Origin of the sequence: Hamadaea tsunoensis DSM 44101 (assembly GCF_000428945.1) — a bacterium.
Classification (GTDB): Bacteria; Actinomycetota; Actinomycetes; order Mycobacteriales; family Micromonosporaceae; genus Hamadaea; species Hamadaea tsunoensis.
Genome location: NZ_AUAX01000036.1, coordinates 14,044 through 24,929, shown reverse-complemented (window position 1 = coordinate 24,929; position 10,886 = coordinate 14,044). Strand labels below are relative to the sequence as shown.

9 protein-coding genes are annotated in these 10,886 nt (G+C 69.8%); 2 read left to right on the top strand and 7 right to left on the bottom strand.

The features are described 5' to 3' along the window. The first annotated feature begins 14 nt into the window (after positions 1 to 14). Positions 15 to 164 carry a hypothetical protein gene (locus tag G401_RS56915; protein ID WP_169734286.1) on the top strand — a complete coding sequence of 50 codons (150 nt, stop codon included), beginning with the start codon at positions 15 to 17 and terminating at the stop codon, positions 162 to 164. A 993-nt stretch (positions 165 to 1,157) separates the two neighbouring features. After that, entirely contained in the window at positions 1,158 to 1,610 is a 453-nt protein-coding gene (locus G401_RS0134685) for a P-loop NTPase family protein (protein WP_211240933.1), read from the top strand. Between the two features lie 11 nt (positions 1,611 to 1,621). On the opposite strand, the gene G401_RS0134680 is transcribed toward G401_RS0134685, so the two are convergent. Genes G401_RS0134680 through kdpF form a run of 7 tightly spaced genes read right to left on the bottom strand, consistent with a single transcriptional unit; the run spans position 1,622 to position 10,754 of the window. Beyond that, on the bottom strand, positions 1,622 to 2,623 hold the full coding sequence (locus G401_RS0134680; protein ID WP_027346113.1) for a coiled-coil domain-containing protein: 1,002 nt from the start codon (positions 2,621 to 2,623) through the stop codon (positions 1,622 to 1,624). 60 nt (positions 2,624 to 2,683) lie between these two features. Continuing rightward, positions 2,684 to 3,361: a response regulator gene (locus tag G401_RS0134675; protein ID WP_027346112.1), complete on the bottom strand. Its 678-nt coding sequence runs from the start codon at positions 3,359 to 3,361 to the stop codon at positions 2,684 to 2,686. Continuing rightward, positions 3,358 to 5,913, bottom strand: a complete 2,556-nt coding sequence (locus tag G401_RS0134670; RefSeq protein ID WP_027346111.1) for a DUF4118 domain-containing protein — start codon at positions 5,911 to 5,913, stop codon at positions 3,358 to 3,360. Before G401_RS0134670 ends, G401_RS0134675 begins: the two co-directional genes overlap by 4 nt. Before the next feature lie 34 nt (positions 5,914 to 5,947). Continuing rightward, a complete protein-coding gene (locus tag G401_RS0134665) occupies positions 5,948 to 6,850 on the bottom strand; it encodes a potassium-transporting ATPase subunit C (protein WP_027346110.1) in 903 nt (300 codons plus the stop codon). Positions 6,851 to 6,854: 4 nt separating this feature from the next. Continuing rightward, positions 6,855 to 8,966, bottom strand: coding sequence for a potassium-transporting ATPase subunit KdpB (kdpB, locus tag G401_RS0134660; RefSeq protein WP_245601971.1), 2,112 nt, complete (start codon positions 8,964 to 8,966; stop codon positions 6,855 to 6,857). A 35-nt stretch (positions 8,967 to 9,001) separates the two neighbouring features. After that, positions 9,002 to 10,663 (bottom strand): potassium-transporting ATPase subunit KdpA, encoded by a 1,662-nt coding sequence (kdpA, locus tag G401_RS0134655; protein WP_027346108.1) that lies wholly within the window; start codon positions 10,661 to 10,663, stop codon positions 9,002 to 9,004. 1 nt (position 10,664) lies between these two features. Then, positions 10,665 to 10,754 carry a K(+)-transporting ATPase subunit F gene (gene kdpF, locus G401_RS54240; RefSeq protein WP_064741926.1) on the bottom strand — a complete coding sequence of 30 codons (90 nt, stop codon included), beginning with the start codon at positions 10,752 to 10,754 and terminating at the stop codon, positions 10,665 to 10,667. Positions 10,755 to 10,886 lie beyond the last annotated feature (132 nt).

Here is a 10,886-nt window from a genome sequence, read left to right as displayed (position 1 = left end):
CTACCCTGTCCACCATGGAACTGTGGGTGGTCTGGCGGCAGGACGACAACGGGAACAGATACATCGTCGCCAAGCACGAGACTCGGGAGGCGGCTGAGGCCCAGGCCCAGGAGATGGAGGCCCGCGGCCACAAACAGACCTACTGGGTGGAGAAGACCCCCTGACCCACCTCCTCGCCTCCCCCCTCCCTCCGCCTTCCTTGCCGTACGCGGCTCGTCCGACGATCTTGCGCGAATGTCTCGAATTTCGTCCGGTGTGCCTGAATTGCCCGGACATTCGCGCAAGATCGTCGGGCTCCTGGGCTCTTGGGCTCCTGGGCTCGGCGGGTCGGGGGGTCGGCTCATCGGCGGGTCGGCTCGTCGGTGATCGTTCGCGGTGGGGATGTAGTTTTCGGGGGCATCCTCGTGATCCACAGCGGCTGAGGTGTCGCTACGGGCCGCTTCCTACATCCAGACCGTTTTGGATCTTGGGCGAGGACGCGATTTCTACATCCCGAGCGCTGTGGATCACGGCCAAGCCGCGCCGGCGCCAGCCGCCTTCCGCGATGCAGGAACGATCTTCCACCAGGTGGTCCGCAGTCGCCGATCCCTTGATCGTTTACGGCTGAGGCGTAAATTCAGCCCGTTCTGCATGATCGTTTACGCGTCAGGTGTAGCCGGGGACGGTCAGCGCGCCCCGGAACCGTAAACGATCATGCAACCGGCGGCGGAATTCACACCTCAGCCGTAAATGATCACCCTCGACCGGCCGAGCCGAGCCGAACCGAGCCGAGCCGAACCCGACCGAGCCGAACCGAGCCGGCGGCCCCGACCCCCAACCCCGCCGACGATCTTGCGCGAATGTCCGGGCAATTCGGGTACTCCGGACGAAATTTGAGACATTCGCGCAAGATCGTCGGGCACCTCGGGGCACCCCAGGCGAGCGGGCACGTCGGGCGGACGGACGGGCGGGCGGGGCAGGGCGGGCGGGCAGGGCGGGCGGGCACGTCGGGCGGGCGCGACGAGGTCCGGCCCAAGATCGTCGGATGGGCGGGGAGGCTGGATAATGAGTCGGTGCTGATATCCCCGACCGACCCGCTCCCGTGGGAGCCCCGACGGATCCTCGTCCTGGGGACATCGGGATCGGGTAAGACCACTCTCGCGAAGACCCTCAGCGAGGTGAAAGGGCTCCCCCGGATCGAGATGGACGCCCTGCACCACGGCGAGAACTGGCTCCCCCGGCCCACGTTCGAGGAGGAGGTCGCCGCCTTCGCCGAGCAGCCGCGCTGGGTCACCGAGTGGCAGTACACCAACAAGCTCGGGACGCTGCTGACGGGCAAGGCCGACACCGTGCTCTGGCTGGACTATCCCCGAACGCTGGTCATGCGGCGGGTGATCGTACGCACGGTCCGCCGGCGCGTACGCCGTGAAGTGCTGTGGAACGGCAACACGGAAGGTCCGTTGTGGACGGTTCTGCGGGATCCGGATCACATCGTGCGCTGGGCGTGGAGGACGCACCACAAGGCGGCCGACCGCGTACGCGAGCTTCTGGAGTGGCGCGGCGACGAGGTGGCGGTCGTCCGGTTCACCGGCCGCCGCCACCTCGATCGCTGGTTGAGGAACCTGCGCTAGTACGCCCTGCGCTAATACATGGACAGGTGGACGTGGTTCTCGTGCGTCGCCGCGGGATCGCAGCAGCCGCTGTAGGACTTCCAGCCGGAGCCGGGCAGCCAGATCCGGCGGAACCAGATCACGTAGAGCACGCCCAGGTTGTCGGCGTTCTTGATGAAGAAGTTGGCGAGGTTGGTGCCGTACGTCTTGTCGGCACCGGACGCGACGCCCTCGAAGCCGGTCTTCGCGGCCGCGAAGTCGCAGGCCCGGCCCTTCGGGTGCTCGCCTTCGCCGGACGGGCGGTAGCACGAGACGTAGTGCGTGAAGCCGGCCTTCTTGGCTTCCTGCATCGCGTGCAGGGTACGCGGGGTGATGCAGCCGCTGGTGGTCGGATCGTCGACGCTGCAGGACTCCTTCGGCCAGGAGCCGTCGGAGTTGCGGGGGGCCGGAGTGGCCGTCTTCGACAACCCGCCGAACCCCGGTACGCTCGCCCCGCCGCCCGCGGCGATGAGCGCGTCCTCGGCCTGCTTCTTGCGGGCCGCCATCACCTGGACCTGCTTCTGCTGGTCGGCGATGGCCGCCTCGATCTCCGCCTTGGCCGTGGTGACCCGGTCCCGGGCGTCGGTCATCTCCTTGAGTTTGCCGCTGGACGTGACCGCCACGGCGTTGAGCGAGTACGCCCGCTCGATGAACTCCTCCGGTGAGTTCGAGCCGAGCAGGGCCGATATCGTGCCGAGCCGACCGGACCGGTACGCGGCGTCGGCGACCTGGCCGACCGCTTTGGTGGCGTCGGCGTACCGGGTTTGCAGGGTGGTCAGCTGGCTGGTGAGGTCTTTCTGCTTCGCCTGCGAGGCCGCGAGCGCGTTCTTCGCGTCGAGGTAGCCGCGGGTGGCCTCGTCGAGCGCCGTCCGCAGTTTCGCCGTGCCGCCTTCGCTGTCGCCAGGTGCTGCCGCCGCCGCGGGATCCGCCGCGAAGAAGGCCAGCGAGAGCAGGACGGTCAGCACGGCGAGGAGGCGTCGTCCGGGGGTGACCATGCAGCGAGAGTAACCAAGGGCGCCCGAAGCCTCCAATCGATCTCGTCACGCCGGACGATGTCAAGGCGCGTACCGGTACCCCATTCCAGGCTCCGTGAGCAGGTGGCGGGGCCTGGCGGGGTCGTACTCCAGCTTCCGGCGCAGTTGAGCCAGGTATTGACGGAGATAGTGGGTTTCATGGAGATACGTCGGTCCCCAGACTTGCTGCAATAGATAACGCTGCGTGACGAGAGCGCCCGGATTGCGTACCAGGATGTCGAGGAGGTGCCATTCGGTCTTGGTGAGGTGGACGGATTCGCCCGAGTCCGCCACGGCCGTCCGGGCGGCGAGGTCGATCGTGAACCGGCCGATGCGTACGGGGGCGGTGGGCTCGGCTCCGCCCTGCCGGCGGGTGACCGCCCGGATGCGGGCCAGCAGCTCGTCGACGTTGAACGGCTTCGTCACGTAGTCGTCCGCCCCGGCGTCGAGCGCGTCGACCTTGTCCGAGCTGCCGACCCGGCCGGACAGCACGATGATCGGCACCGGCGTCCAGGTCCGCAGCTTGCGGATCACCTCGACCCCGTCCAGGTCGGGCAGGCCCAGGTCGAGCACCACGAGATCCGGCCGGTCGTGCGCCGCCACCTGCAGCGCCGCCGTACCGTCGGCCGCCACCAGCACCTCGTACTGGCGGGCGGTCAGATTGATCCGCAACGCCCGCAGGATCTGCGGCTCGTCGTCGACGATCAGGACCCGCGTCACTCGGTCTCCTCCTCGTTCACCGGCAGCGACACCGGCAGGCTCACCACCATCGTCAGGCCGCCGCCCGGCGTATTCTCCGGCCACAGGGTGCCGTCCATCGCCTCGGCCAGGCCCCGCGACAGCGCCAGGCCCAGGCCCACCCCGACCGCGTTGTCCCGGTCGCCGAGCCGCTGGAACGGCAGGAACACCTGCTCGCGCTCCTCGGCCGGAATGCCCGGCCCGTGGTCGATGATGCGGATCTCCACCCGGTCGTCGTGCTCGCTGGCCGAGACCGTCGGCGGCCGGTCGCGCGGGCTGTAGCGCAGCGCGTTGGCCAGCAGGTTCACCAGGATCCGCTCCAGCAGCGCCGGGTCCGCGAGCACCTCCGGCACCTCGTCGGGCACGCTCAGGGGCACCCCCGCCGCGACCGGCCCGAGTTCGCGCATCACGTGCGCCACGACCTCGGTCACGCTGCATCCCTGCCGGTGTACGCCGAGAGCGCCCGCCTGCAACCGTGACATGTCGAGCAGGTTGTCGACGAGGTGCCCCAGCTTGTCCAGGCTCTCGTCGGCGGCGGCGAGCAGTTCGGCCCGGTCCTCGTCGCCGAATTCGACGTCCGGGCTGCGCAGGCTGCTGATCGCGGCCTTGGCACCGGTCAGCGGCGTACGCAGATCGTGGCTGACCGCCCGCAGCAGCGCCGTGCGGACCCGGTCGACCTCGACCAGCGGTTCGGCGGCCGCGGCCCGCTCGGCGAGCCGCTCCTGGCGCAGCGCGATCGCGGCCTGGGCGGCGAACGCCTCGACGACCCGCTGGTCGGCGGCGGCCAGCGGATGCCCGCTCAGCACCAGCGACAGCGTCTCGTCCACCGGCACCTCCACGTCCCCGTCCGCCGGGCTGAACGCCGGGCGACCGCCCACCGACGCGGCCACCAGCCACTTCGCCGGATCGCGGCGCAGGTCGGGCGAGCGCGGCGTGTCCGGCCGCCGTTCCAGCAGCGTGACGCTGGCCAGCGCGAACGTCTCGCGTAACTGCTCCAGCAACGCCGGAAGGGGCCGTTCACCCCGCAGAACGCTTCCGGCCACCGTGGACAGCGTCTCCGCCTCGGCACGGGCCCGGGCCGCTTCCCGCGTACGCCGGGCGGCCAGGTCCACGGTCAGGCTGACCGCCACGGCGACCAGCAGGAAGACGAGGAGGGCCAGCAGGTTCTCGGTCTCGTTGATCGTCCACTCGTGGACCGGCGGCGTGAAGTAGTAGTTCAGCAGCAGGAACCCGGCGACCGCAGCGGCCACGGCGGGCCAGATCCCGCCGACGAGTCCGATGAGGACGACGGCGGTCAGGAAGATCAGGATGTCGCTCGGCAGGCCCAGCGCGTCCCGGCCGGCGTCCAGCCCGAAGGTCAGCAGCGGCAGCAGGACCAGGGCCAGCACGAACCCGGCGATCCGGCGCCTCGGGTCCAGGCCGCCGCCGGTTCGCGTACGCGGGCGCCCCCGCTTGGTCTCCTCGTGGCTGACGAGGTGGACGTCGATCGGGCCGGACTCGGCGGTGGTGGTGACGCCGACGCCGGGCGAGAAGAGCTGGGCGAACCGGCCGCGGCGGCTGGCGCCGAGGACGAGCTGGGTGGCGTTGACGCCGCGGGCGAAGTCGAGCAGGGCCCGGGGGACGTCGTCCCCCACGACCTGGTGATAGCTCCCCCCGATCCCCTCCGCCAGTACGCGTTGCCGCGCGAGGTGTGCCGGGTCGACGCCGGCGGACAGCCCGTCGCTGCGGGCGACGTGGACGGCGAGCAGCTCGGCGCCCTTGAGCCGGTCGGCGATCCGGCCGGCCCGGCGGACGAGCGTGTCGCCTTCGGGGCCGCCGGTCAGCGCGACGACCACGCGTTCGCGGGCCTCCCAGGTGCCGCCGATCCCGTGCTCGGCCCGGTAGCGTTCGAGCTGGTCGTCGACCTTGTCGGCGAGCCACAGCAGGGCCAGCTCGCGCAGGGCGGTGAGGTTGCCGACGCGGAAGTAGTTGCCGAGCGCGGCGTCGACCTTGTCCGGCGCGTAGATGTTGCCGTGCGCCATCCGGCTGCGCAGCGCCTCGGCGGTCATGTCGACCAGCTCGATCTGGGCGGCCTGCCGGACGATCTCGTCCGGCACGGTCTCGCGCTGCGGCACCTTCGTGATCTGCTCGACGACGTCGTTGAGCGACTCGATGTGCTGGATGTTGAGCGTGGTGATCACGGAGATGCCGGCGTCGAGCAGCTCGGCGACGTCCTGCCAGCGCTTGGCGTTGCGCCCGCCGGGCACGTTCGTGTGGGCGAACTCGTCGACGAGGACCACCGCCGGGCCGCGGGCCAGGACGGCGTCCACGTCCATCTCGGTGAACTCCGCGCCCCGGTACTGCACCGCCTTGCGCGGGACGATGTCCAGGCCGCCGACGAGCGCGTTCGTCCACTTCCGGCCGTGGGTCTCGACGAGGCCGACCACCACGTCGGTCCCCCGCTCGGCCCGACGGTGCCCCTCTTCGAGCATCTTGTAGGTCTTGCCGACGCCGGGCGCGGCGCCGAGGTACACACGGAGGGTTCCGCGTGGCATGGTCTCTCCTCTCGGCGCGCGCCCGGTGTCCTGGTCAGCCGTGGAACGGGTAGGTGCTGTCCAGGTCCAGGTTAAGTTCCAGCACGTTCACCGCGGGCTCACCCATGAATCCCAGGGCGCGTCCCGTGGTGTTCTTCGCGACGAGGGCCCTCACCTGGTCGGTGGTGATGCCCCGGGCCTGGGCGATCCGGTTCACCTGCAGATCGGCGTACGCGACGCTGATGTTCGGGTCGAGCCCGGAGCCACTGGCCGTCACCGCGTCGGCGGGCACGGCCGGATCCGCCGGAGCGTCCCCCCGCACCGGCACGAGTACGCCGCCCGAGTAGTCCTCGCCGAACTTCGCGCATTCGACGGTGACGCCCTCGTAGGTGCCGATGAACGGGGTGGCCGGGCAGCGTTGGTTGACGCTGACCGCCCGGGTGACCGTCCCGGACAGGCCGTCGCTGTAGAAGACCCGCAGCACCGCGCCGAGCCCGTCGGCGGTGCAGTACGGCCGGCTGCCGTCGACGCCTTCGAGTTCACCGACGGCCTTGCTCCGCGAGCAGACCTGACTCAGCAGCGCCTGGCTGCTGCCGTCGCCGTCGGCCGAGTTCGGGTCGAGGGCCGGATCGCCGAGGGTGTCCTCGATGCTCTCCGGGCCGAGGTTGCTCGCGCTGGTCGAGTCCATGTCGTACCCGGCGCCCGCGGCCGAGGGCCGGGACTGGAAGTACTGCTTCAGCGGATTCCCGTCCGCGTCCGTGAAGGCCTGGCCGACGATCGAGCTGCCGACCGTCGTCTCGCCGGTCTTCACCAGGGAGCCGTTCGCGTTGTCCCGCAGGCCGGGCAGCTGCACGATCCCGGTGACGGCGAGGGGATAGAGGATTCCCAACAGGACGGTGAGGACGAGGACCGCGCGCAGGGCGGCGAGGTGCTGAGTGATCCAACTTGGCAGGCGCATGGCGTTACATCCCCGGGAGGAACTGAATGAGAAGGTCGATGAGTTTGATGCCGAGGAACGGCGCGACGATGCCGCCCAGGCCGTAGATCCACAGGTTGCGGCGCAACATCGCGGCCGCGCTGCCGGGCCGGTAGCGCACCCCGCGCAGGGCGAGCGGGATCAGGATCACGATGATGATCGCGTTGAAGATCACCGCCGACAGGATCGCCGACTGCGGGCTGTGCAGCCGCATGATGTTGAGCGTGTTCAGCGACGGGTACACCGCCGCGAACATGGCCGGGATGATCGCGAAGTACTTCGCGATGTCGTTGGCGATCGAGAAGGTGGTCAGCGCCCCGCGGGTGATGAGCAGCTGCTTGCCGATCTCCACGATCTCGATCAGTTTCGTCGGATCGGAGTCGAGGTCGACCATGTTGCCGGCCTCCTTCGCGGCCGACGTACCCGTGTTCATCGCCACGCCGACGTCCGCCTGCGCCAGGGCGGGCGCGTCGTTCGTACCGTCGCCGGTCATCGCGACGAGCTTGCCGCCCTCCTGCTCCTTCTTGATCAGGGCCAGCTTGTCCTCGGGCGTCGCCTCGGCCAGGAAGTCGTCGACCCCCGCCTCCTCGGCGATCGCCTTCGCGGTCAACGGGTTGTCGCCCGTGATCATCACCGTGCGGATGCCCATCGCCCGCATCTCGTCGAACCGCTCCCGCATGCCCTGCTTCACGACGTCCTTCAGGTGGATGACGCCCAGAGCCCGGGCGGGCTGCCCGTCCACGTGCTCGGCGACGACGAGCGGCGTACCGCCCGAGGCGCTGATGCCGTCGACCAGTCCGCCGACGTCGTCGGTGGGCTTGCCGCCGTTCTCGCGTACCCACTTCATGACGGCGGTCGCGGCGCCCTTGCGGATCCGGCGCGTGCTCCCGTTCTCGGACAGGTCCACTCCGGACATACGCGTCTGCGCGGTGAACTCGATCCAGGTGGCGTGGGTCAGCTCGCCCGCCTCCCGTTCACGCAGGCCGTACTGCTGCTTGGCGAAGACGACGACGGAACGGCCCTCGGGGGTCTCGTCGGCGAGGCTGGACAGCTGGGCCGCGTCCGCGAGGACCGTCTCGTCGACTCCGCGTACCTCGATGAACTCGCTCGCCTGCCGGTTGCCCAGCGTGATCGTGCCGGTCTTGTCCAGCAGCAGCGTGTTCACGTCGCCGGCGGCCTCGACCGCGCGGCCCGACATCGCCAGCACGTTGCGCTGGACGAGCCGGTCCATGCCCGCGATCCCGATCGCCGACAGCAGCGCGCCGATCGTGGTCGGTATCAGGCAGACCAGCAGCGACACCAGCACGATCCCGGTCACACCGTGCCCGTCCAGGGCGAGCGTGTCGGGCGCCGCGGCCTGCCAGCCCTTGGCGAAGATCGCCATCGGCTGGAGCGTCACGGTCGCCAGCAGGAAGATGACCGTCAGCGCGGCGAGCAGGATGTTGAGGGCGATCTCGTTCGGCGTCTTCTGCCGGTTCGCGCCCTCGACCAGCGCGATCATCCGGTCGATGAAGCTCTCGCCCGGCTTCTGCGTGATCTTGACGACGATGCGGTCCGACAACACCTTCGTGCCGCCCGTGACCGCGCTGCGGTCGCCGCCCGACTCACGGATCACCGGCGCGGACTCGCCCGTGATCGCCGACTCGTCGACGCTCGCGATGCCCTCGACGACGTCGCCGTCGCCGGGGACGACCTGACCGGCCTCGACCACCACGAAGTCGCCCTGCCGCAGCTCCGGCGCCGCGACCGGCTCCTCGTCCAGGGCACCCGGCCAGGCGGTCAGACGACGGGCCATCGTCTGGGTCTTGGCCTTGCGCAGCGTGTCCGCCTGCGCCTTGCCCCGGCCCTCGGCGACGGCCTCGGCCAGGTTGGCGAACAGCACGGTCAGCCACAGCCACACCACGATCGCCCAGGCGAAGAACGACGGCTTCGCGACCGCCAGGACCGTCGTGAACACCGCCCCGATCTCGACGATGAACATCACCGGGTTGCGCCACAGCGTGCCCGGGTTGAGCTTGCGTACGGCGTCCGGCAACGACTTGATCAACTGTTGCGGGTCCAGCAGGCCGCCGGACACCCGCGAGGAACGTGCAGGCATAGGGGTTTCCTTGGCAGTTCTGGTGGCGGTCCCGCTCATGACAGCCCCTCCGCCAGCGGGCCGAGGGCGAGGGCGGGCAGGAAGGTCAGGGCGACGAGGATCAGCGTGACCCCGACGAGCAGCCCGATGAACAGCGGCTTGTGCGTCGGCAGCGTCCCCGCCGAGGCCGGCACCGGCTTCTGCGCCGCCAGGGAACCGGCGAGGCCGAGCACGAAGATGATCGGCAGGAACCGGCCGAACAGCATCGCGAGGCCGAGCGCCGTGTTCCACCACGTCGTGTTCACCGTGATCCCGGCGAACGCCGAGCCGTTGTTGTTGGCCGCCGACGTGAACGCGTACAGGACTTCGGAGAAGCCGTGCGGGCCGGTGTTGAGCGCGGTCTCGTGGTTCTTCGTCGCCATCGCGGCGGCGGCGCCGATGAGCACGATCGCCGGGGTGACCAGGAAGTAGAGCGAGGCGAACTTGATCTCCCGGGCACCGATCTTCTTGCCCAGGTACTCCGGCGTCCGGCCGACCATCAGCCCGGCGACGAAGACCGTGATCACGGCCAGCACGAGCATGCCGTAGAGGCCGGTGCCGGTGCCGCCCGGCGCGACCTCGCCGAGCATCATGTCGAACATCGTCACGGCCCCGCCGAAGGCGGTGTACGAGTCGTGGAACGAGTCCACCGCACCGGTCGAGGTGAGCGTGGTCGCACCGGCGAAGGTGGCCGAGTTCGAGACGCCGAAGCGCAGGTCCGTGCCTTCGGTGGCCGCGCCGACAGCGGTCGGGACCGTGCCGCCGTGGTGCAGCTGCGCCCAATTGACCAGGACGACGCCGCCGATCGCGAGGATCGCCATCACCGTCACGATCGCGCGGCCCTGGCGCTTGTCGCCGACCATGCGGCCGAAGACGCGCGGCATCGAGAAGCCGACGCACAGCAGCAGGAAGATCTCCAGCCAGTTCGTCCAGCTCGTCGGGTTCTCGAACGGATGGGCGCTGTTGACGTTGTAGAAGCCGCCGCCGTTGGTGCCCAGCTCCTTGATGACCTCCTGGCTGGCCACCGGGCCGCCGGTGATGTGCTGCGCGGCGCCGGTGAGCGTCGTCGCGTCGTGGCCGCCGGTGAAGTTCTGCACCGCGCCGCCGGCGACGAGGACCACCGCCCCGACGATCGAGATCGGCAGCAGGATCCGCCAGCAGACGCGTACGAGGTCGACCCAGAAGTTGCCGAGCCGATCGGTCCGGCTGCGGATGAAGCCCCGGACCACGGCCAGCGCCACGGCGACGCCGACGGCCGCGGACACGAAGTTCTGCACGGCGAGCCCGGCCATCTGGGTGACGTGGCTCATCGTCGCCTCACCCGAGTACGCCTGCCAGTTCGTGTTCGTGGTGAAGCTGACGGCCGTGTTCCAGGCGAGATCGGCCGGTACGCCGACGAAATGCGTACCCAGTTGCCAGAGGTGCCCCTGGAAACGCTGGAGGGCGTACAGGAAGAGCAGGGAGACGGCGGAGAAGGCGAGTACGCTGCGCGCGTACGCGGTCCAGCGTTGATCGGCGTCGGGGTCGACGCCGACGGCGCGGTAGACGCCGCGTTCGACCGCCGTGTGCCGGGCCGACGTGAGGACCCGGTACATGTAGTCGCCGAGGAAGCGGTACGCGAGCGCCAGCGCCGCGATCAGCGACGCGATGAAGAGGATGCCCGCAAGGGTGGGGTTCATGTTAGAAGCGCTCCGGTTTGATCAAAGCGACGACCAGGAAGACGGCCAGGGCGACCGCGACGATCAGCCCGGCGATGTTGGCGGCGTTCACAGCCGTTCCGCCCCCCGGACCAGCAAGGCCATGAGCCCGAAACAGGCCACGGTCACGACGACGAACACGAGATCACGCATGTGGCGAAGTCAACGCCGGCGGGAGTCCGGCGGGCAGGGGCTTTGACGCTCT

What these genes read in the sequence shown, in the direction of transcription:
- G401_RS0134665 (WP_027346110.1), bottom strand. Translation starts at nt 6,850, where the DNA reads ATGCGCCTGCCAAGTTGGATCACTCAGCACCTCGCCGCCCTGCGCGCG.
- G401_RS0134680 (WP_027346113.1), bottom strand. Translation starts at nt 2,623, where the DNA reads ATGGTCACCCCCGGACGACGCCTCCTCGCCGTGCTGACCGTCCTGCTC.
- G401_RS0134670 (WP_027346111.1), bottom strand. Translation starts at nt 5,913, where the DNA reads ATGCCACGCGGAACCCTCCGTGTGTACCTCGGCGCCGCGCCCGGCGTC.
- G401_RS56915 (WP_169734286.1), top strand. Translation starts at nt 15, where the DNA reads ATGGAACTGTGGGTGGTCTGGCGGCAGGACGACAACGGGAACAGATAC.
- kdpA (WP_027346108.1), bottom strand. Translation starts at nt 10,663, where the DNA reads ATGAACCCCACCCTTGCGGGCATCCTCTTCATCGCGTCGCTGATCGCG.
- kdpB (WP_245601971.1), bottom strand. Translation starts at nt 8,966, where the DNA reads ATGCCTGCACGTTCCTCGCGGGTGTCCGGCGGCCTGCTGGACCCGCAA.